Raw genomic sequence first — 20,604 nt, forward strand, 5'->3', positions numbered from 1 at the left:
CATGGGCCTCTGGAACGCCGACTGGCGCGCGTCCGCCTTGCCGGAGCTGGCCAGTCGCGAGTGGGACCTGATCGTGGTCGGTGGCGGCATCTGTGGCGCCGGCATCCTGCGCGAGGCGGCGCGACGCGGCTGGACATGCCTGCTGCTGGAGCAGCGGGACTTTGCCTGGGGCACCTCCAGCCGGTCGTCGAAGATGGTCCACGGCGGCCTGCGCTACATCGCCAAGGGCCAGTTCGGCCTGACCCGCGCGTCGGTGCGCGAGCGTCAGCGTCTGTTGGCGGAAGCCCCGGGCCTGGTGGACCCGCTGAGCTTCGTCATGCCCCATCGTGGCGGCTTCCCGGGGCCGCGCGTGTTCGGCGGCCTGCTGGCGGTCTACGACGCCCTGGCTGGGCAGCGCAACCACCTCTATTACCCGTTGCAACAATTGCGCTATCTGGTGCCGGGTCTGACCGAGGCGGGCTTGCGCGGCGGTACCCGCTTTTTTGATGCGGTGACCGACGACGCCCGCCTGGTGATGCGTGTACTGGGCGAAGCGCGCGCCGAGGGGGGCGAGGCCCTCAATGGCCTGCGCGTCGCAGCGCTGTTACGGGAGCAGGGGCGGGTGACCGGGTTGCAGGCGGAAGACCTGGAAAGCGGCCGGCAACTGACCTTCCGCGCGCGCGCGGTGGCCCTCGCCACCGGCGCCTGGGCTGACCATTTGCGCGCGGCACAGGGCACGGAGCATATCCGCCCGTTGCGCGGCAGCCACCTGCTGCTGCCGGGTTGGCGGTTGCCCCTGGCCCACGCCATCAGCTTCATGCACCCGGCGGACGGGCGACCGGTGTTCGTTTTCCCCTGGGAAGGCGCGACGGTGATCGGCACCACCGACCTCGACCATCGGGATGGACTGGAACAGGACGCGCGCATCAGCGTGGCTGAAGTGGATTACCTGCTGGAGGCCTGCGCCCAGCAGTTCCCGGCGCTGAACATCGGCCGGGACGACGTGCTGTCCACCTGGGCCGGCGTACGGCCGGTGGTGAGCGATGGCGACGCGCGCCTGAAACCGTCGGACGAAAAGCGTGAACACATGCTCTGGACCGAGCCCGGCTGTGTGACCCTGGCGGGCGGCAAGCTCACCACCTTCCGCCTGCTGGCGCTGGAGGTGTTGCGTGCCTGCGCGGGCTTTGTCGGTCGTGAGCTGCACGAGGCGGACGGTCCGGTGTTCCAGCCCTGCTCGGTTCCGGCCCTGCCCGCCCTGTCGCCGGCCCAGCGCCTGCGTCTGGCCGGGCGACACGGGCGTGCCCTGGCGGAGCTGGCGCGCCGGGTCGAGTCGCTGGGCAATGAACGCATTGGTGCCACCGACACCCTCTGGGCCGAGCTGGCCTGGGCGGCGGAGGGCGAGTTGGTGCTGCATCTGGACGACCTGCTGCTGCGGCGTACGCGCATCGGCCTGCTGCTACCGGAGGGCGGGCGTGCCCTGCTGCCGCGTATTCGCGCCCTGTGCCAGCCGCTGCTGGGCTGGGACGATCCACGCTGGCTGCGCGAAGAGTCGGACTACCTGTCGCTCTGGCGGCGCAGCTACAGCCTGCCCGAATAACAAGAACAAGGACGCATCGTGAGCGAAAAGAGCTATCTGCTGGCCATCGACAACGGTACCCAGAGCGTACGGGCCCTGTTGTTCGACCTGGAAGGCAACCTGCTGGGCAAGGGCAAGGTGCCGCTGCAGGCCTACTATTCCGACCAGCCCGGCTGGGCCGAACAGGACCCGGACTACTACTGGGCCAGTCTCGGCGAGGCCTGTCGGCTGCTCTGGGCGTCGGTGGACATCGACCGCAGCCTGATCCGCGGCGTCTCCCTGACCACCCAGCGCGGCACCGTGATCAATGTCGACGAGCAGGGGCGGCCGCTGCGTCCGGCCATCCTCTGGCTGGACCAGCGCCAGGCCGAGGTGCGCGGGCGCCTCAAGGGGCCGTGGGGCTGGTTGTTCAAGGCCATCGGCCTGGAGGGCACGGTGGACCATTTCCGTGCCCAGGCCGAGGCCAACTGGGTGGCGCAGCAGCAGCCGGAACTCTGGGCGCGCACCCACAAGGTGCTGTTGCTGTCAGGCTTTCTCAGTCACCGGCTGTGTGGCCGTTTCGTCGATTCGGTGGCCTGCCAGGTGGCCTACCTGCCGTTCGACTACAAGCGCCTGCGCTGGGCCGCGCCACGGGACTGGAAATGGCAGTCCATGCCGGTGCGCCGCGAGCAGTTGCCGGAATTGTTCAAGCCCGGCGAGCGCCTGGGCAGCATCACCGCCGAGGCCAGCCGGCATACCGGCATCCCGGAGGGTTTGCCGCTGATCGCCGCCGGTGCCGACAAGGCCTGCGAGGTGCTTGGCGCCGGCGGGGTCGAGCCGAACGTGGCCTGCCTGTCCTACGGCACCACCGCGACGATCAACACCACGCGGCGCAAATACCTGGAAACCATTGCGCTGATCCCGCCCTATCCGGCAGCCATCCCCGATCACTTCAACACCGAGGTGATGATCTACCGGGGCTTCTGGATGGTCAGCTGGTTCAAGCAAGAGTTCGGCCTGCGCGAGATGCAGCGGGCGAAGGAGTTGGGGGTGGAGCCCGAGGCGCTGTTCGATGAACTGGTCGACAGTGTGCCGCCCGGTTCCATGGGGCTGATGCTGCAGCCCTACTGGTCGCCCGGCATCCGTGAGCCCGGGCTGGAGGCCAAGGGTTCGATCATCGGTTTCGGCGACGTACACACCCGCGCGCACCTCTATCGCGCGATCCTCGAAGGTCTGGCCTACGCCCTGCGCCAGGGCAAGGAGCGGATCGAGAAACGCTCCGGCACCGCCATCACCCGCCTGCGGGTATCGGGAGGCGGCTCCCAGAGCGACGCGGCGATGCAGTTGACCGCGGACATCTTCGGCCTGCCGGCGGAGCGGCCGCATGTCTACGAAACCTCGGGGCTGGGGGCGGCCATCGACTGCGCGGTGGGGCTTGGCCTGTACCCGGACTTCCCCTCGGCGATCCGCGCCATGACCCGTGTGGGGCAGGTGTTCCAGCCGGACCCTCAGGCGCGCCAAACCTACGAGCGGCTGTACCGGGAGGTCTACCTCGGCATGTACCGGCAGTTGCGGCCGCTGTACCGGAAGATCCGCGAGATCACCGGGTATCCGGCCTGACGGCGGAACGGACTGTGGGAATGGCGGAGTAGCGGCCAAGGGTGGGTGGCGCTGTTCCATCCACCCGCGGCGCTATACCGGGCCTCGACAGGGGTCAGGCCACGTCCACCAGGACGATCTCGCTGTCTTCGCTGGCGGTGAAACGGAGCACATCCTCATCCCTCACCGCCACGCCGTCCCGGGCCTCGGCGGCTACGCCGTTCACCTCGTAGCGGCCCTTGGCGGCCACCAGATAGGCCTTGCGACCCTTTTCCAGGCGGTATTCGGTGCTTTGGCCGGCCTTCAGTGTGGCGGCAGCGAGCCGGGCATTGGCGCGAATCGGCAGGGCGTCGCCCTCGTCCAGGCCACTGGCCAGGGTCACGAAGCTGCCGGAGCGCTCGCCTTTCGGGAACGGACGGGTCCCCCAGGACGGTTCCGCGCCGTAGGCGGTGGGCATGATCCAGATCTGGAAGATCCGGGTGGTTTCGTTCTCCAGGTTGTACTCGCTGTGGGCGATGCCGGTGCCGGCGCTCATCACCTGCACATCGCCGGCCTCGGTGCGGCCCTTGTTGCCCAGGTTGTCCTGGTGGGTGATGGCCCCCTCGCGGACGTAGGTGATGATCTCCATGTCCTGGTGCGGGTGCGGCGGGAAGCCGGAGTGGGGGGCGATTTCGTCGTCGTTCCAGACCCGCAGCTGGCCCCAGTTCATTCGCTGGCTGTCGTAGTAGCTGGCGAAGGAAAAGTGGTGGCGGGCATTGAGCCAGCCATGATGGGCGCCACCCAACTCGGAGAAGGGGCGTACTTCGATCATGTTCGGGTCTCCTGTCTGCTCGCGGAGGAGGTCTCCGAGAGGAATGGCGCCATGATCGATCATCATATAACGATTAAAAAGCGCAATTTTTCTGGCCTTCATATCTAGCAATTAGATGTTTTCGGCGTCCGAGGTCGTGTCGATGGCGTCATTGCGAAGTTCCTGCGGTCCTATACTCCGGCCACTGCCGATCAACGGAGGTCATCATGGGCGAGCGCAAGGCCTTGCTGATCCTGCATGGCAAGCAGGCGACCAACGAGGAGGTGCGCGCGGCCGTGCGGGTCCGCCGCGCTGAGGGCTGGGACCTCGCGGTACGGGTCACCTGGGAGGGTGGGGATGCCCGCCGCCTGGTAGACGAGGCCCTGGCCGCCGGCTACCGGACCCTGATCGCCGGCGGCGGCGACGGCACCTTGCGCGACGTGGCGGAGGCCGTTGCGCTGGCCGGGCCCGACGCCAGCCTGGCGCTGTTGCCCCTGGGTACCGCCAACGACTTCGCCCGCGCGGCCGGCATTCCCCTGGAGCCGGACGCGGCGCTGGCGCTGCTGGGGTCGGAGCCCAGGGCGATCGACCTGGGCGATGCCGATGGCCACCTGTTCCTCAACATGGCCACGGGGGGCTTCGGTTCGAAGATCACCGCCAATACCTCCGAGGAGCTGAAAAAGGTGCTGGGCGGGGCGGCCTATTTCCTCACCGGGCTGACCCACTTCGCCGAGGTTCACTCGTCCTTCGGCCGTTTCCACGGGCCGGATTTCGACTGGGCGGGCGACTTCCTGGCCGTGGCGATCGGCAATGGGCGCCAGGCCGGCGGCGGGCATCCGCTGTGCCCGCAGGCGGTGGTAAACGATGGCTTGCTCGACCTGTGCATCGTGCCCGCGCCCCAGGACGTGGCGGACACCCTGGCGACCCTGCTGTCTGGCGGCTTGCTCGGCCTCGAAGCGGTATCCATTCGCGCGCGGCTGCCCTGGGTGGCGGTGGATGCCCCAGAGGGCCTGGATCTCAACCTGGATGGCGAGCCCCTGGCAAGTACCGGTCTGCGCATCGCCGCCCGACAGCGGGCGGTGCGGGTACACCTGCCGCAAGACTCGCCGTTGCTGCTGTCCCGCTGAGCGCCGGAACGCTGGCGTCGTGGTATTGGCTCGGGCATGATGGCGCACTGCCATGGCTTCAGGTTTCCGCCGCCCGGCCGACAACCTGCCCAGGCAGTTCCGCCCATCACCGAATCCGCTGCAGGGGAAGTTCCATGGCCGGCATTCTCGACACCGTCGATCAACGCACCCAGCTGGTGGGTGAAAACCGGCTGGAAATCCTGATGTTCCGCCTCAGCGGCCGTCAGCTCTTCGCCATCAACGTGTTCAAGGTGCAGGAAGTGCTGCAGCTGCCGAAGATGACTCTGATCCCGCAGCGCCATCCGGTGGTGTGTGGCGTGGTCAACCTGCGCGGCCAGACCCTGCCGGTGATCGACCTGTCCCAGGCCATCGGTATGCGCCCGCTGGTGCCGGATGAGCGCAGCACCATCATCGTCACCGAATACAACCGCTCGGTGCAGGCGTTCCTGGTCGGCGGGGTGGACCGTATTCTCAACCTCAATTGGGAGTCCATCATGCCGCCTCCGGGCGGGGCCGGCCGGCAGCATTACCTGACGGCCATTACCAAGGTGGAAGAGCAGATCGTCGAAATCATCGACGTCGAGAAGGTGTTGGCCGAAATCGTGCCCATGAGCACCCGGGTTTCCGCGGATCGCCTGGACAATCCGCTGCTGCAGATGGCGGTGGGCCGCGAAGTGCTTCTGGTGGATGACTCCAGCGTCGCCCTGACCCAGTTGCGGGAAACCCTTTCGCAGCTCGGCATGCGCATGCACGTGGCCAGCGACGGGCTGAAGGCGTTGAGGATGCTCAAGGCCTGGGCGGACAGCGGCGAGAACATGACCGAGAAGCTGCTGATGGTCTTCACCGACGCGGAAATGCCGGAGATGGACGGCTATCGCCTGACCACCGAAATCCGCAACGACCCGCGCCTGCGTGACCTCTATGTGGTGCTGCACACGTCGCTGTCCGGCAGCTTCAACGACGCCATGGTGAAGAAGGTCGGCTGCGACAACTTCCTCTCCAAGTTCCAGCCCGACAAGCTGGTGGACGTGGTGCTGGATCGCCTGCAACGGGACCGATGAGCTTGAGCTGAGGGGCTGCGGCTGCGTATAAGGGTGGCTTCGCTCGAATGCCATTCAGGAAGCCGGCCATGCTGCGTCTCTCGTCCCTCTACCGTTTTCCCATGAAGTCCGCCATCGGCGAGCGCCTGCAACGCGCCGAGCTGGATGGCCTCGGGCTAGCCGGCGACCGCCGCTGGATGCTGGTGGATGCCGATAACGGCCGCTTCCTGACCCAGCGCGCGTTCGCCCGCATGTCACAGCTTTCCGCGCGCTGGAACCAGGCCGGCGGCCTGACCCTGAGCGCCGAGGGGTTGCCGTCCCTCGAGGTGCCGCTGCCCGATCCCGATGCCAATCTGCGCGGCGCCTTTGTCTGGGGCGCTCCCATGCACGTGCCGGATGCCGGCGATGAAGCGGCGGAATGGCTCAGCGGCTTTCTCGGCAAGGCCTGCCGCCTGGTGCATGTGCCCGACCACCGCGCGCGGGACATCCCCGGTAGTCTGTTGCCGGAGGAGAAGGTGGGGTTCGCCGATGGCTTCCCGCTGCTGCTGATCGGACAGGCTTCGCTGGATGACCTGAGCGCGCGGGTGGGGCGGCCGCTGGAGATGCTGCGCTTCCGTCCGAACCTGGTGGTGGAGGGTGGCGGGGCCTATGCCGAGGACCGCTGGAAACGTATCCGCATCGGCGGTATCGAGTTCAGCGTGGCCAAGGGGTGCAGCCGCTGCATCCTCACCACCATCGACCCGGCCACCGGCGAGCGCAGCGCTGACCGCGAGCCGCTCACGACTCTCAAGACCTACCGGGAGCGCGAAGGCGAGGTGTACTTCGGGCAGAACCTGATCAACCGTGGCGCCGGGGTGCTGGAGGAGGGGATGGCGGTCGAGGTGCTGGCGTAGTTCAGGTCAGGTCAATGAAAAAGGGCGCCAGATGGCGCCCTTTTTCCTGTCACTGATCGTCGAAATAGCGCTCGTGCCAGTCCACCAGAGGCTGCGGGGCGTTCAGCTTGTGTCCGTAGATCACCGAGTAGGACAGCACGTTCTGCACGTACTGGCGGGTTTCGTCGAAGGGAATGGTCTCTACCCAGACGTCGTAGGACAGGTGGTCGGCGCCGCGCAACCATTGGCGCACGCGGCCGGGGCCTGCGTTGTAGGCGGCGGAGGCGAGCACGCGGTTGCCGTTGAACTGGCCATGGACCTGGCTCAGGTAGGCGGCGCCCAGCTGGATGTTGACATTGGGATCGAACGCCTGCCGCGGCGAGGCCAGCGGAATGCCGAACTTGCGCGCGGTTTCCTTGGCGGTGGTTGGCATCAACTGCATCAGGCCCATGGCGCCGGCCCCGGAGCGGGCGTCGGCCATGAAGGCGCTTTCCTGGCGGGTGATGGCGAACACCCAGCTGGAATGCAGTCCACGCGCCTTCGCCTGCTGGGTCAGCGCAGAGCGGTGGGCCATGGGGAAGCGGATATCCAGGTCATCCCAGTACTGGGCCTGGCTGATGGTGCGGATGGCCGGGAAGTACCACTGCAGGTCGTAGGCGATCTTCGCCTGGGCCACCAGTTCGTCGCGGTTGAACAGGCGGCTGACGTGATACCACTCGCGACGGCCGTTGACGATCTCGCCACGGTCGTGGAATTCCAGGGCGCGGCGGATGCCAGCGGTGTTGCGCACCTTCTGCATCACCTTCGGGTCCAGCGCCAGCGGCTTGTTGTTCAACTGATAGGGCGCCTGGATGCGGTCGGCCGCCATGAAACCGTAAAAATCACGCTCGCGGGCCACCGGCTGGTAGAGCGGGATCGGCTGCTGGCTCTGTGGCTGGGCCAGTTGCAGGCTGCGGGCCTGCCAATAGCGCCAGCGGTTGGTCTTGGCCAGGTCGTCGGGCATCTGCCGGGTCAATTGGTAGGCATCGTCCCAGCGGCCCATGCGCAGCAGCAGGCGGGCGCGCCATTCGCTGACGGTGTTGTCGCGCAACTCGGGGTCGTACTGGGTCATGACCTTGAGGGCACGGGAATCGAAGCGTTTGGCCAGGGTCAGGCCGATTTCGCGGGCGATGGCCACCTTCTCGTCCTTGGAGAACGGCAGGCGGGCCGCGTAGACATCCAGCAGGCTCAGGGCCTTCTCCGGGTCCTGGCGGGCCAGGCGGCGCAGACCGAGGCCCACGGCGTCGGCCATATGGCGGTCGGCAGGGGCGAAGCGTGCCGTCTGGCTCAGCAGTTGTGGCTTCTGCGCCACCTCCACCATGAGCTTGCCCTGGGTGCTCAGGCGCGGTACGCCCTTCACCAGGTGATTGGCCAGGCCATAATTGCGGGCTTCGGCCGCCAGCTTGGCACGCTTCCAGCGCAATTCCTCGGTGAGCTGTCCGCTGGCGCTCCACATGCCGAACAGCACATCGCAGGCGTTGGGCTGCGACTTGCCTACCAGCCAGAGCTTCTTCGCGGTGGCGTAGCCTTCCTGCTTCATGCCGTGTTTGAGCTGGTATTGGCCGAACAGACAGTCCAGTTCGGTGAAATTGAGCTTGGGATCGTAGTGGTTGGCGAAGGTCTGCCATTCGCCACGCTCGGCCAGCCAGCGCAACCAGCGCAGCTTCATCCAGCCGGCCTGGGGCAGGTCGCCGTGTTCAGCGAGGAATTTCTCGATCTCTTCGTTGCTTGCCCATTTCAGACGGGCGGTCAGCTCGTCGTAGGCCAGGTAGGGTTCCAGCGGGTAGTCGCGCAGGGCGCTGGCGTAGCGCTGGTATGGGCCCGAGTCGCCTTTGGCCAGGGCCTTCCTGGCCTCGTCGTACATCAGGCGCTGCTGGGTGAGGGACGCCGCGGACGCGGAGGTGGCCTGCAGGCCGAGCGTGGAAAGGAGTAGGCAGGAAAACAGGCTGAGCAGACGACCGCGCATGAGACTTCCGAGGCAGATATAACGTTGTGGATGCCCCCTATCGAGCATCGAATAGCGCCTAGCTTAGCCGTAAGGCCGGGGCGGTTAAAGCATGGCGCCAGCAGGCGAAACCAGCGGTAAAAAATGCCCGAGAGGCAGTACGGCAAGTCGGGTAGAATGCGCGCCCTGATTCCGGAGGCCCCCCATGACACTGCTCAAGTTCACCGACGTATCCCTCGCCTACGGCGCCATGCCGCTGCTGGATAAGGTGTCCTGGCAGATCGCCCGCGGCGAGCGGGTGTGCATCATCGGCCGCAATGGCACCGGCAAGTCCAGCCTGCTGCGCCTGGTGAAGGGCGACCAGTTCGCCGACGACGGCGAAATCTGGCGTGCGCCGGCGCTGAAGATCGGTGAGTTGCCCCAGGAACTGCCGCGCGCCGACGACCGCAGTGTGTTCGATGTGGTGGCCGAGGGCCTGGCGGAAGTAGGGGCGTTGCTCGCCGAGTATCACCATCTCAGCCAGCACATCCAGTCCGACGCCGACCTGGCCAAGCTGACCCGTGTCCAGCAGGACCTGGAAGCCCGCGATGGCTGGCGTCTGCAACAACTGGTGGAAAGCACCCTGAGCCGCCTGCAACTGCCGGCGGACAAGACCTTGGCCGAACTCTCCGGTGGCTGGCGCCGCCGCGTGCTGCTGGCCCAGGCCTTGGTGGCCGAGCCCGACCTGCTGTTGCTGGACGAACCCACCAACCACCTGGACATCGGCGCCATCGCCTGGCTGGAAGAGGCGTTGCTGGGCTTCAACGGCGCGGTCCTGTTCATCACCCACGACCGTTCCTTCCTGCAGAACCTGGCCACCCGCATCCTCGAACTGGACCGTGGCCACCTGATCGACTGGAACGGCGACTATGCCAGCTTCCTGGTGCACAAGGAGCAACAACTGGCGGCCGAAGAAGCGGCCAACGCCCTGTTCGACAAGCGCCTGGCCCAGGAAGAAGTGTGGATTCGCCAGGGCATCAAGGCTCGCCGTACCCGCAACGAAGGCCGGGTGCGGGCGCTCAAGGAGATGCGCCGCGAGCGCTCCGAGCGCCGTGAGCGCCAGGGCAAGGCGAGCTTCCAGCTGGAGGCGGCGGAGAAGTCCGGCAAGCAGGTCATGGTGGTGGAGAACGTCAGCTTCGCCCATCCAGGCGGCGATCCGCTGATTCGCGATTTCAACCTGGTGCTGCAACGCTCCGACCGCATCGGCCTGCTGGGTGCCAACGGCACCGGCAAGACCACCCTGCTCAAACTGCTACTGGGCGACCTGCAGCCCACCGGCGGCAGCATCGAGGTCGGTACGCGCCTCGAAGTGGCGTATTTCGACCAGTTGCGTCACCAGCTCGATCCGGAGAAGACCGTGATCGACAACCTTGCCGAAGGGCGCGAATTCATCACCATCGATGGCCAGAATCGCCACGTGCTGAGCTACCTGGGCGACTTCCTGTTCAGCCCCCAGCGTGCCCGCACCCCAGTGAAAGCCCTGTCCGGTGGCGAGCGGGCACGGCTGTTGCTCGCCAAGCTGTTCAGCAAGCCGGCCAACCTGCTGGTGCTGGACGAACCCACCAACGACCTGGACGTGGAAACCCTGGAACTGCTTGAAGAAGTCCTGCTGAATTTCCCCGGGACCGTGCTGATGGTGAGCCACGACCGGGCCTTCCTCGACAATGTGGTGACCAGCACCCTGGTATTCGAGGGGAAGGGCCGTGTGCGCGAGTACGTTGGCGGCTACCAGGACTGGTTGCGCCAGGGCGGTTCGCCGCGGCTGCTGGGTGTGGGTGACAGCCGAGAAGCCAAGTCCGAAGCGCCCAGGGTTGCGGAGCCGACGCCTGTCTCCAAGGCATCTCCCGCCGAGGCGCCGAAGAAAAAGCTGAGTTACAAGCTGCAGCGCGAGCTCGAGGCCATTCCGGGACAGATCGAGACCCTGGAAGCGGAGCAGGCGACGCTGCAGGAGGAGATTTCCGATCCGACGTTCTACCAGCGTCCGCCGGAGCAGACCCGCACGGTACTGGAGCGTCTGGACGGCTTGCAGAAAGAGCTGGACCGCCTGATCGAGCGCTGGGCGGAACTGGAAGACAGCTGAGGAAGTGAGCCGGAGAGCCCATGGCCATTGAATACCGTATCAGCCTGGATGACCTGCACGAATTCAGCTACCGCATCGAGCTGGATCGGGAATACGACCAGGCGCGCGCAGCCGTTGCGCCGAAATGGACGCGCCTGGAACACCAGCAGTGCAGTAACTGCCCGCTCAGCCGCGACGCCTACAGCCATTGTCCGGCAGCGGTGGACCTGCACCGCGTAATCGAGGACTTCCAGGGGCTTCCAGCCTTCAAGAAGGCGCAGGTCTGGGTGCGGACCCCGGAGCGCGAGTACGCCAAGGTGGTGGGGCTGGAGGAGGGGTTGCGCGCTTTGCTGGGGGTGATCATGGCCACCAGCGCCTGCCCGGTGCTGGGCAAGCTCAAGCCCATGGCGCAGCAGCATTTGCCATTCGCCAGCAACCAGGAGTTCATCCTGCGGGCGGTATCGCTCTACCTGGCGCGGCAGTATTTCAACTTCCGCGAAGGGCGCCACGCGGACTGGGAATTGAAGGGGCTGGTGCGATTGTTCCAGCAGTTGCAGTTGGTGAATCAGGCGTTCTGGCAGCGTATCCACGATACCTGCGAAGGGGATTCCAACCTCAAGGCGTTCCTGACCTTCTTCTCCATGGCGTCGAGCATGACCTACTCGCTGGAGACCCAGTTGCAGAAGATCCGGCCGCAGGTGATGAGTGCGGGCGAAGGCTTCGATTGAAGCCCGCGCCCACGGGGCATTTCACCTACTCAGGCTTCTTCAGGCGGACCGCGAGTACGTCGCAGGGTGCGCCATGCAGGACGTCATTGGCGGTGGAGCCGAGCAGCAGGGCGAGGCCGTGGCGCCCATGGCTGCCGACCACGATCAGGTCGCACCCCTGTTCTTCGGCGAGACGGTGGATTTCCTGGCGTGGCTGGCCGTAGGCCAGATGGCGCTGGTCGCTGGTCAGCTCGGCGTAGATGCCGGCGAACGACTGCAGGCGTTCGCGGGCCTGCTCGAACTGCTGTTGCTGGAGCATGGACAGGTCCATGGGGACATCGCCGCCGAAGGCCATGGCCATGGGTTCGACTATGTGCACCAGCGACAGCTTGGCACGGCTGGCCTGGGCCAGTTCCTGGGCACGGCGTACCACCGGATGGCATTCATCGGTCAGGTCGACGGCGACCAGAATGTGCTGGTAGGGCATGGGGAGACTCCTCCTTAAGGTTTCGCATGATCACAAGTATGGCTGTCTGCAACGTTTAACACAGGCTTTCGCGCAGGATTACCTTTATGACCCTCTGGATCGTTCTATTGCTCCTGTTGGCGGTGCTCAGCCCCCTGGTCTGGCTGCTGCCGTCGAAGGGACAGCGGGGCCGCATGGAGATTCGCCTGCAGGCGCGGCGGATGGGACTCGCCATGCAGCTGTCGCGCCAGGATTGGCCGCACTGGCTGGTCCAGGAGCCGCCGCATGCCTGCGCCCAGTACTACCGGCCGCGCCTGCGTGGACGCGAGGCCTGGTGCTATTGGCAGAGCGAGCCGGGCATCTGGCTGAATCAGTGGCGTGAGCCGTGCGTCGACCCCGCCCTGCTTGCGAATTTGGCGGCATTGCCTGGAGATGTCTACAAAGTCGAAGCGAGCTCGCAGATGATCGCTCTCTGTTGGGGAGAGCGCGGCTCGGCGGAAGAGCTGCAGCGCATCGCCGACACGCTGAAGGCGCTGGCCTGAGGGCTGCGCCGGGGGCGTGTCGCGCCGAATGCCAATGGTTCAGCTCTGGGCTGCCGAGTAGCGCGCGGAGACGTTTTCGAGCCCGTCGATGATGCGGTCCGAGTACTTGTTGATGAGATACGGCACGCTGTTCTCGTTGTAGTTCTTCAGCGATTTCTCGATGTAGCGCCATTTGGTGCCGATGTCGTCCAGTGCCTGGCGGATTTCCGGCGTGTTCTGCGGGGCCTGCTCCAGGCTGGCCAACCGGCTGGCGAACTCGCCGGCCAGTTCGTCGATGGCCTTGCCGCCGTTGCCACCGATGAAGCTGCCGCCGATGGACGCGCTACGGGAGGCATAGTCCACCGCGATGGCCTGCATCAGCAGGCTTTGATCGCGGCTGCGCTGGGTGAGGGGCGGCACCTGGGTTGAGCTCTCCTGCTGGATCCGGGTGTACAGCTCGTTGGAGAGATCCATCAGGCGCTTATTGCGTGCGGTCAGGTCGGCCACCGGCTGCAGGTCGGTATAACCCTGCTGCTTGAGGGCGGTGACCAGGCCGATCAGTTCGCTGTTGTAGGCCTGCCATTCCTGCGCCAGCTGCGCGCGCAGGGCCTTCGAGGCCTCACCGGGCATCTCGCCCAGCTCTTTCAGGCGGGTATCCGCTTTCTGCACCGATTCGTCGATCAGGCGCGCATAGCGCTGGTCGCCTTCCATGCCGTTGTACATATAGAAGTCGCTCAGGCTGCGCTGGGCGGCCAGGCGCATCTGGTGGAGCTTGAGAAGGCTGTCCGTCTGTGGGGCGGGGGCGGAACCGACGGCGGGAAGGGTAAGCAGGGTAGCCAGCAGAATGGCAAGCAGGCGGCTCGTCATTTGTGCTTCTCCGTGGGCCATTGGCCTCGATTGTTGTTGTTCTGGCGCTCGAATCCTGACGGTCCGAGTGGCACGAATGTACTCGTGGAGCCGGCAATTTGCCAGTGACCTTCCGGAGAGTTTCCCGCTGATCACCGGCAATCGTGATGGGTTGCGATCATTCGCGTGAATCTTCGCCCGCGTTTTCCGCCTCAACCCTGGCGAGGCCGGCTCCAGAGCGGTTCTTTCGTGGCCGACCGGTCACGCTGCGCGATTGACAAGCGCGGACTTTTCCGTGAATCTCCGCTCACCCAAATCAAACGGGCGTATGAATCGAGCGTTTGTCTTGTCAGGCGACTCCGATGCAGCCCGAATATCGCGTCGGCGGGTGTGCCGGACCGATCGGGACTATGCTCCGGCAGCGCCGGAGGCGGGTCCGCCGGTTGGCTCCGATGCGTACAGTCCAGTTTCCCAAACCGTGGAGATCAGTTGATGATTTACGAAGGTAAAGCCATCACGGTTAAGGCTCTTGAGGGCGGTATCGTCGAACTGAAATTCGACCTCAAGGGTGAGTCCGTCAACAAGTTCAACCGTCTCACCCTGAACGAACTGCGTGATGCAGTCGCAGCCATCAAGGCCGACGCTTCGGTCAAGGGTGTGGTCGTGAGCAGCGGCAAGGACGTCTTCATCGTCGGCGCCGACATCACCGAATTCGTCGATAACTTCAAACTGCCCGACGAAGAGCTGGTGGCCGGCAACCTCGAAGCCAACAAGATCTTCAGCGCTTTCGAAGACCTCGAAGTTCCCACCGTTGTCGCTATCAACGGCATCGCCCTGGGCGGCGGCCTGGAAATGTGCCTGGCTGCCGATTACCGCGTGATGAGCAGCACGGCCAAGGTCGGTCTGCCGGAAGTCAAGCTGGGCATCTACCCGGGCTTCGGCGGTACCGTGCGTCTTCCGCGCATCATCGGTACCGACAACGCCATCGAGTGGATTGCTTCGGGCAAGGAAAACCGTGCCGAGGACGCCCTGAAAGTCGGCGCCGTCGACGCCGTGGTCGCTCCCGAGCTGCTGCAGGCCGGTGCTCTGGACCTGGTCAAGCGCGCCATCTCCGGCGAGCTGGACTTCAAGGCCAAGCGTCAGCCCAAGCTGGAAAAGCTCAAACTCAACGCCATCGAGCAGATGATGGCCTTCGAAACCGCCAAGGGCTTCGTCGCCGGCCAGGCCGGTCCGAACTACCCGGCTCCGGTAGAGGCCATCAAGACCATCCAGAAGGCTGCCAACTTTGGCCGCGACAAGGCGCTGGAAGTCGAGGCCGCCGGATTCGTGAAGCTGGCCAAGACTTCGGTCGCTACCAGCCTGATCGGTTTGTTCCTGAATGACCAGGAGCTGAAGAAGAAAGCCAAGCAGCACGACGAAATCGCCCGCGACGTGAAACTGGCCGCCGTGCTCGGCGCCGGCATCATGGGGGGCGGCATCGCCTATCAGTCCGCCTCCAAGGGCACTCCGATCCTGATGAAGGATATCCGTGAAGAGGGTATCCAGATGGGGCTGAAGGAAGCTTCGAAACTGCTTGGAAAGCGCGTCGAGAAAGGTCGCATGAAGCCTGAGAAGATGGCTGAAGCCCTGAATGCGATCCGCCCGACTATGTCCTACGGCGATTTCGTCAACGTCGATATCGTGGTCGAAGCCGTCGTCGAGAACCCGAAGGTCAAGCACGCCGTGCTGGCCGAAGTGGAAGGACACGTTCGCGAAGACGCCATCATCGCCTCCAACACCTCCACGATCTCCATCAGCTACCTGGCCCAGGCCCTGAAGCGTCCGGAGAATTTCGTCGGCATGCACTTCTTCAACCCCGTGCACATGATGCCGCTGGTGGAAGTGATCCGTGGCGAGAAGTCCAGCGAAGTGGCCGTGGCCACCACCGTTGCCTACGCCAAGAAGATGGGCAAGAACCCCATCGTGGTAAACGACTGCCCCGGCTTCCTGGTCAACCGCGTGCTGTTCCCGTACTTCGGTGGCTTCGCCAAGCTGCTGGAATTCGGCGTGGACTTTGTCCGTATCGACAAGATCATGGAGAAGTTCGGCTGGCCCATGGGACCGGCCTACCTGTCCGACGTGGTCGGTATCGACACCGGCCACCACGGCCGTGACGTGATGGCCGAAGGCTTCCCGGATCGCATGGCCGTGGAAGGCAAGACCGCCGTCGACGTGATGTACGAGGCCAACCGCCTGGGTCAGAAGAACGGCAAGGGCTTCTACGCCTACGAGACCGACAAGCGCGGCAAGCCGAAGAAGGTATCCGATCCGGTCGCCTACGAAGTGCTGAAGCCCATCGTCAAGGAGCAGCGTGAGCTGACCGACGAGGACATCATCAACTTCATGATGATCCCGCTGTGCCTGGAAACCGTGCGCTGCCTGGAAGACGGCATTGTCTCGTCCGCTGCCGAGGCCGACATGGGCCTGATCTACGGCATTGGCTTCCCGCCCTTCCGCGGTGGTGCGCTGCGCTACATCGATAGCGTCGGTGTGGCCGAGTTCGTGGCTATTGCCGACAAGTACGCCGACCAGGGCGCGCTGTACCACCCGACCGCCAAGCTTCGCGAAATGGCCAAGAACGGCCAGAAGTTTTTCGGCTAATTGAGCGAGAGTGAAGAATATGAGCCTGAATCCTAGAGATGCAGTCATTGTCGACTTCGGCCGCACCCCGATGGGTCGCTCCAAGGGTGGCATGCACCGCAACACCCGCGCCGAGGACATGTCGGCGCACCTGATCAGCAAGCTGCTGGAGCGCAACACCAAGGTCGATCCGGCGGAAGTCGAAGATGTGATCTGGGGCTGCGTGAACCAGACCCTGGAACAGGGGTGGAACATCGCGCGCATGGCCTCGCTGATGACCCAGATCCCTCACACCAGTGCCGGCCAGACCGTCAGCCGCCTGTGTGGTTCCTCCATGAGTGCCCTGCACACCGCCGTGCAGGCCATCCAGACCGGCAACGGCGACGTATTCGTGGTCGGTGGCGTGGAGCACATGGGCCACGTCGGCATGATGCATGGCGTGGATCCGAACCCGCACCTGTCCCTGTACGCCGCCAAGGCGTCCGGCATGATGGGCCTGACCGCCGAAATGCTCGGCAAGATGCATGGCATCAGCCGTGAGGCCCAGGACCAGTTCGGCGTGCGTTCGCACCAGTTGGCGCACAAGGCCACCGTCGAAGGCAAGTTCAAGGATGAAATCATCCCGATGCAGGGCTACGACGAGAACGGTTTCCTGAAGGTGTTCGACTTCGACGAAACCATTCGTCCGGAAACCACCCTGGAAGGCCTGGCTTCCCTGAAGCCGGCATTCAACCCCAAAGGCGGCACCGTGACCGCGGGTACTTCCTCGCAGATCACCGACGGCGCTTCCTGCATGATCGTGATGAGCGCCCAGCGGGCCCAGGACCTCGGCATCCAGCCGATGGCCGTGGTGCGTGCCATGGCGGTCGCCGGCGTTGACCCGGCAATCATGGGCTATGGTCCGGTGCCGTCCACCAAGAAGGCGCTGCAGCGTGCTGGCCTGACCATCGACGACATCGACTTCGTCGAGCTCAACGAAGCCTTTGCCGCCCAGGCCCTGCCGGTGCTGAAGGACCTCAAACTCCTCGACAAGATGGAGCAGAAGGTCAACCTTCACGGTGGCGCCATCGCTCTGGGTCACCCGTTCGGCTGCTCCGGTGCCCGTATCTCCGGCACCCTGCTGAACGTGATGAAGCAGAACGGCGGTACCCTGGGTGTGTCCACCATGTGCGTGGGCCTCGGCCAGGGCATCACCACCGTCTTCGAGCGCGTGTAAGCGCGAGCGGGACGAGAAACCGGGGCCTTGTGCCCCGGTTTTTGCTTTCATGTGGAGGAGGGTCGCAGGAATTTTCGTCCAAGGGCTGGCTTCGAGCCGAATCACACGGCACCATGCGCAACTTTTGCGGGATGGCCTGCATTCATCACTGTGAGGCAACCATGAGCCTGCAACCGGGTCTCTATCGTCACTACAAGGGGCAGCAATACCGGGTCATCGGTGTTGCCCGGCATTCCGAAACGGAAGAGGCGCTGGTGGTCTACCAGGCCCTCTACGGCGAATACGGCCTGTGGGTGCGGCCGCTCAGCATGTTCACCGAAACGGTTCAGGTGGATGGTGAGCAGATCGCGCGCTTCGCTCTGGTGAGCGCCGAGCCTGACCCCTTCCCACGCCCCTGAGGGGTGTGGAACCGGCCAGGGGCGCGCTTGACCGCGTCGCGTTGGCCACTATATATAGCGGTGCCGCGACAGGCGGCTCCCGCCTTTTACATTTTTCAATCAGGAACAGACCGATCAATGGGCAAATCGCTGGTCATCGTGGAATCCCCGGCCAAGGCCAAGACCATCAACAAGTACCTGGGCAGCCAGTACGTGGTGAAGTCGAGCATCGGCCATATCCGTGACCTCCCCACCAGCGGTTCCGCCAGTGCCGCCAAGGAGCCGGCCAAGCGGGGCAAGACCGCTGCCGAGGCTCCGGCGCTGTCCGCCAAGGAAAAGGCCAAGCGTCAGTTGATCGCGCGCATGGGCGTCGATCCCGAGCATGGCTGGAAGGCCAAGTACGAGATTCTGCCCGGCAAGGAAAAGGTGATCGAGGAACTGCGCCGCCTGGCCAAGGATGCCGACACCATCTATCTCGCAACCGACTTGGACCGCGAAGGGGAGGCCATCGCCTGGCACCTGCGGGAATCCATCGGGGGTGATGACAGCCGTTACAAGCGTGTGGTGTTCAACGAAATTACCAAGAAGGCCATCCAGGAAGCCTTCTCCCAGCCCGGCGACCTCGATATCAACCGCGTCAACGCTCAGCAGGCCCGTCGTTTCCTCGACCGTGTGGTGGGCTACATGGTTTCGCCGCTGCTGTGGCAGAAGATCGCCCGTGGCCTGTCCGCCGGGCGTGTACAGTCCGTGGCGGTCAAATTGGTGGTGGAGCGCGAGCGCGAGATCCGAGCCTTCGTGCCGGAAGAATATTGGGAAGTGCATGCCGACCTGGGAACGGCCAAGGACGCCAAGGTGCGTTTCGAGGTGGCTCGCGAGAACGGCGAAGCCTTCAAGCCGCTGAACGAAGCCCAGGCCATGGCAGCCCTGGAAAAGCTCAAGGCTTCCAGCTACACAGTGGCCAAGCGCGAGGATAAGCCGACATCCAGCCGTCCGTCCGCGCCCTTCATTACCTCTACCCTGCAGCAGGCCGCGAGCAATCGCCTGGGCTTCGGGGTGAAGAAGACCATGATGATGGCTCAGCGTCTCTACGAGGCCGGCTACATCACTTATATGCGTACCGACTCGACCAACCTCTCGGCCGACGCCATTTCCATGGTGCGCGGCTTCATCGAGGGCGAGTTTGGCCAGAAGTACCTGCCGTCCAAGCCCAATGTCTATTCCAGCAAGGAAGGTGCTCAGGAGGCTCACGAGGCGATTCGCCCGTCCGACGTCAACCTGCGCCCAAACCAACTGTCCGGCATGGAGCGTGATGCTGAGCGCCTGTACGACCTGATCTGGCGCCAGTTCGTGGCCTGCCAGATGCCGCCGGCCGAATACCTGTCCACCAGCGTCAGTGTCAACGCGGGCGCATTCGAGCTGCGCGCCAAGGGCCGCATCCTCAAGTTCGATGGCTACACCCGTGTTCTGCCGCAGCAGACCAGGCCGGGCGAAGACGACGTGCTGCCGGAAATGCGCGAAGGTGAACTGCTCAAGCTGCTCAAGCTCGACCCCAGCCAGCACTTCACCAAGCCGCCGGCTCGTTATTCCGAGGCCAGTCTGGTCAAGGAGCTGGAAAAGCGCGGCATCGGTCGCCCATCCACCTACGCGGCGATCATTTCCACCATTCAGGAGCGTGGCTACGTTACGGTGCACAACCGCCGTTTCTATGCGGAGAAGATGGGCGACATCGTCACCGAACGTCTGAATGAGAGCTTCGCCAACCTGATGGACTACGGCTTCACCGCCGGCATGGAAGAGCACCTGGACGATGTCGCCCAGGGTGAGCGGGACTGGAAACACCTGCTGGATGAGTTCTACGGTGACTTCAGAAAGAAGCTGGAGCTGGCTGAGGGTGCCGACAAGGGTATGCGTGCCAACCAGCCGACCCTGACTGATATCCCCTGCCGCGAATGCGCTCGTCCGATGATGATCCGTACCGCGTCCACCGGCGTGTTTCTCGGGTGCTCGGGCTATAGCCTGCCACCGAAAGAGCGATGCAAGGCCACCATCAATCTGGTGCCGGGTGACGAGATCGCTGCCGATGACGAGGGAGAGTCCGAGTCCCGCGTGTTACGCAGCAAACACCGCTGCCCCATCTGCGCCACCGCAATGGATGCTTACCTGCTGGACGAAACCCGCAAGCTGCACATTTGCGGCAACAACCCGGATTGTTCCGGCTACGAAATCGAGCAGGGCCAATACCGCATCAAAGGCTACGAAGGTCCGAGCCTGGAATGCGACAAGTGCGGGAGCGAGATGCAGCTCAAGACGGGCCGCTTCGGCAAGTTCTTCGGCTGTACCAACGCCAGCTGCAAGAACACCCGCAAGCTGCTGAAGAGTGGCGAGGCGGCGCCGCCGAAGATCGACCCGATTCGCATGCCCGAGCTGAAGTGCGAGAAGGTCGATGATATCTATGTATTGCGCGATGGCGCTTCCGGCCTGTTCCTGGCCGCCAGCCAGTTCCCGAAGAACCGCGAGACCCGCGCGCCGCTGGTGCAGGAACTGATTCCACACAAGGATGAGCTGGATGCCAAATACCACTACCTGCTCGATGCCCCGAAGAAGGACCCCGAAGGGCGTCCGGCTGTGATCCGCTTCAGCCGCAAGACCAAGGAGCAGTACGTGCAGACCGAGGTCGACGGCAAGCCCACTGGTTGGCGCGCCTTCTACGACGGCGGCAAGTGGAAGGTCGAGGACAAGCGCTGACCGACTGCAGCGCGCCCCACCGCGGGCGCGCATATACTGCCGGAGTCACTTGTGGAGGGCGCC

General features: G+C 64.6%; 16 protein-coding genes. 12 read left to right on the plus strand and 4 right to left on the minus strand.

Annotation, left to right across the window (positions count from 1 at the left end; genetic code table 11):
* The first annotated feature begins 1 nt into the window (after position 1).
* Together PJW05_RS11315 and PJW05_RS11320 are read left to right on the plus strand one after the other, a co-directional pair.
* Positions 2-1,576, plus strand: coding sequence for a glycerol-3-phosphate dehydrogenase/oxidase (locus tag PJW05_RS11315; RefSeq protein ID WP_271411789.1), 1,575 nt, complete (start codon positions 2-4; stop codon positions 1,574-1,576).
* Positions 1,577-1,594: 18 nt separating this feature from the next.
* On the plus strand, positions 1,595-3,154 hold the full coding sequence (locus PJW05_RS11320; protein WP_271411790.1) for an FGGY-family carbohydrate kinase: 1,560 nt from the start codon (positions 1,595-1,597) through the stop codon (positions 3,152-3,154).
* 94 nt (positions 3,155-3,248) lie between these two features.
* On the opposite strand, the gene PJW05_RS11325 is transcribed toward PJW05_RS11320, so the two are convergent.
* Positions 3,249-3,944, minus strand: coding sequence for a pirin family protein (locus PJW05_RS11325; protein ID WP_271411791.1), 696 nt, complete (start codon positions 3,942-3,944; stop codon positions 3,249-3,251).
* A gap of 206 nt (positions 3,945-4,150) precedes the next feature.
* Here PJW05_RS11325 and yegS point away from each other — a divergent pair, with 206 nt between their 5' ends.
* The 3 genes from yegS (at position 4,151) to PJW05_RS11340 (ending at position 6,983) form a co-directional block, all read left to right on the plus strand.
* Positions 4,151-5,050 carry a lipid kinase YegS gene (gene yegS / locus PJW05_RS11330; protein WP_271411792.1) on the plus strand — a complete coding sequence of 300 codons (900 nt, stop codon included), beginning with the start codon at positions 4,151-4,153 and terminating at the stop codon, positions 5,048-5,050.
* Positions 5,051-5,184: 134 nt separating this feature from the next.
* Entirely contained in the window at positions 5,185-6,111 is a 927-nt protein-coding gene (locus tag PJW05_RS11335) for a chemotaxis protein CheV (protein ID WP_271411793.1), read from the plus strand.
* A 68-nt stretch (positions 6,112-6,179) separates the two neighbouring features.
* Entirely contained in the window at positions 6,180-6,983 is an 804-nt protein-coding gene (locus PJW05_RS11340; RefSeq protein WP_271411794.1) for an MOSC domain-containing protein, read from the plus strand.
* A 49-nt stretch (positions 6,984-7,032) separates the two neighbouring features.
* Here PJW05_RS11340 and PJW05_RS11345 read toward each other — a convergent pair whose 3' ends face one another.
* The gene (locus PJW05_RS11345) at positions 7,033-8,967 is read right to left on the minus strand and encodes a transglycosylase SLT domain-containing protein (RefSeq protein WP_271411795.1); all 1,935 of its coding nucleotides are present in this window, start codon (positions 8,965-8,967) and stop codon (positions 7,033-7,035) included.
* A 184-nt stretch (positions 8,968-9,151) separates the two neighbouring features.
* On the opposite strand from PJW05_RS11345, the gene PJW05_RS11350 reads away from it, so the two are divergent.
* Both PJW05_RS11350 and PJW05_RS11355 read left to right on the plus strand, forming a co-directional pair.
* The gene (locus PJW05_RS11350; protein ID WP_271411796.1) at positions 9,152-11,065 is read left to right on the plus strand and encodes an ATP-binding cassette domain-containing protein; all 1,914 of its coding nucleotides are present in this window, start codon (positions 9,152-9,154) and stop codon (positions 11,063-11,065) included.
* Positions 11,066-11,085: 20 nt separating this feature from the next.
* Entirely contained in the window at positions 11,086-11,772 is a 687-nt protein-coding gene (locus PJW05_RS11355) for a DUF6901 family protein (protein WP_271411797.1), read from the plus strand.
* 25 nt (positions 11,773-11,797) lie between these two features.
* Here the strand turns inward: PJW05_RS11355 and PJW05_RS11360 are convergent, their stop codons facing one another.
* Positions 11,798-12,238 carry a universal stress protein gene (locus PJW05_RS11360; RefSeq protein WP_271411798.1) on the minus strand — a complete coding sequence of 147 codons (441 nt, stop codon included), beginning with the start codon at positions 12,236-12,238 and terminating at the stop codon, positions 11,798-11,800.
* 86 nt (positions 12,239-12,324) lie between these two features.
* Between PJW05_RS11360 and PJW05_RS11365 the strand changes: the two genes are divergently transcribed.
* A complete protein-coding gene (locus PJW05_RS11365) occupies positions 12,325-12,759 on the plus strand; it encodes a hypothetical protein (RefSeq protein WP_271411799.1) in 435 nt (144 codons plus the stop codon).
* Between the two features lie 39 nt (positions 12,760-12,798).
* On the opposite strand, the gene PJW05_RS11370 is transcribed toward PJW05_RS11365, so the two are convergent.
* A complete protein-coding gene (locus PJW05_RS11370) occupies positions 12,799-13,605 on the minus strand; it encodes a hypothetical protein (RefSeq protein WP_271411800.1) in 807 nt (268 codons plus the stop codon).
* Between the two features lie 471 nt (positions 13,606-14,076).
* Between PJW05_RS11370 and fadB the strand changes: the two genes are divergently transcribed.
* The 4 genes from fadB (at position 14,077) to topA (ending at position 20,541) form a co-directional block, all read left to right on the plus strand.
* Positions 14,077-16,224, plus strand: coding sequence for a fatty acid oxidation complex subunit alpha FadB (gene fadB / locus PJW05_RS11375; RefSeq protein ID WP_271411801.1), 2,148 nt, complete (start codon positions 14,077-14,079; stop codon positions 16,222-16,224).
* A 19-nt stretch (positions 16,225-16,243) separates the two neighbouring features.
* Positions 16,244-17,419, plus strand: a complete 1,176-nt coding sequence (gene fadA / locus PJW05_RS11380; RefSeq protein WP_271411802.1) for an acetyl-CoA C-acyltransferase FadA — start codon at positions 16,244-16,246, stop codon at positions 17,417-17,419.
* 161 nt (positions 17,420-17,580) lie between these two features.
* Positions 17,581-17,817, plus strand: coding sequence for a DUF1653 domain-containing protein (locus PJW05_RS11385; protein WP_271411803.1), 237 nt, complete (start codon positions 17,581-17,583; stop codon positions 17,815-17,817).
* Positions 17,818-17,934: 117 nt separating this feature from the next.
* Complete coding sequence (topA, locus tag PJW05_RS11390; protein ID WP_271411804.1) at positions 17,935-20,541, plus strand: type I DNA topoisomerase; 2,607 nt, start codon at positions 17,935-17,937, stop codon at positions 20,539-20,541.
* The last annotated feature ends 63 nt before the right edge of the window (positions 20,542-20,604 follow it).

The organism is Pseudomonas sp. Q1-7, from assembly GCF_028010285.1.
In the GTDB taxonomy this organism is placed as follows: Bacteria; Pseudomonadota; Gammaproteobacteria; order Pseudomonadales; family Pseudomonadaceae; genus Metapseudomonas.

What these genes read in the sequence shown, in the direction of transcription:
- PJW05_RS11315 (WP_271411789.1), top strand. Translation starts at nt 2, where the DNA reads ATGGGCCTCTGGAACGCCGACTGGCGCGCGTCCGCCTTGCCGGAGCTG.
- PJW05_RS11325 (WP_271411791.1), bottom strand. Translation starts at nt 3,944, where the DNA reads ATGATCGAAGTACGCCCCTTCTCCGAGTTGGGTGGCGCCCATCATGGC.
- yegS (WP_271411792.1), top strand. Translation starts at nt 4,151, where the DNA reads ATGGGCGAGCGCAAGGCCTTGCTGATCCTGCATGGCAAGCAGGCGACC.
- PJW05_RS11335 (WP_271411793.1), top strand. Translation starts at nt 5,185, where the DNA reads ATGGCCGGCATTCTCGACACCGTCGATCAACGCACCCAGCTGGTGGGT.
- PJW05_RS11340 (WP_271411794.1), top strand. Translation starts at nt 6,180, where the DNA reads ATGCTGCGTCTCTCGTCCCTCTACCGTTTTCCCATGAAGTCCGCCATC.
- PJW05_RS11345 (WP_271411795.1), bottom strand. Translation starts at nt 8,967, where the DNA reads ATGCGCGGTCGTCTGCTCAGCCTGTTTTCCTGCCTACTCCTTTCCACG.
- PJW05_RS11350 (WP_271411796.1), top strand. Translation starts at nt 9,152, where the DNA reads ATGACACTGCTCAAGTTCACCGACGTATCCCTCGCCTACGGCGCCATG.
- PJW05_RS11355 (WP_271411797.1), top strand. Translation starts at nt 11,086, where the DNA reads ATGGCCATTGAATACCGTATCAGCCTGGATGACCTGCACGAATTCAGC.
- PJW05_RS11360 (WP_271411798.1), bottom strand. Translation starts at nt 12,238, where the DNA reads ATGCCCTACCAGCACATTCTGGTCGCCGTCGACCTGACCGATGAATGC.
- PJW05_RS11365 (WP_271411799.1), top strand. Translation starts at nt 12,325, where the DNA reads ATGACCCTCTGGATCGTTCTATTGCTCCTGTTGGCGGTGCTCAGCCCC.
- PJW05_RS11370 (WP_271411800.1), bottom strand. Translation starts at nt 13,605, where the DNA reads ATGACGAGCCGCCTGCTTGCCATTCTGCTGGCTACCCTGCTTACCCTT.
- fadB (WP_271411801.1), top strand. Translation starts at nt 14,077, where the DNA reads ATGATTTACGAAGGTAAAGCCATCACGGTTAAGGCTCTTGAGGGCGGT.
- fadA (WP_271411802.1), top strand. Translation starts at nt 16,244, where the DNA reads ATGAGCCTGAATCCTAGAGATGCAGTCATTGTCGACTTCGGCCGCACC.
- PJW05_RS11385 (WP_271411803.1), top strand. Translation starts at nt 17,581, where the DNA reads ATGAGCCTGCAACCGGGTCTCTATCGTCACTACAAGGGGCAGCAATAC.
- topA (WP_271411804.1), top strand. Translation starts at nt 17,935, where the DNA reads ATGGGCAAATCGCTGGTCATCGTGGAATCCCCGGCCAAGGCCAAGACC.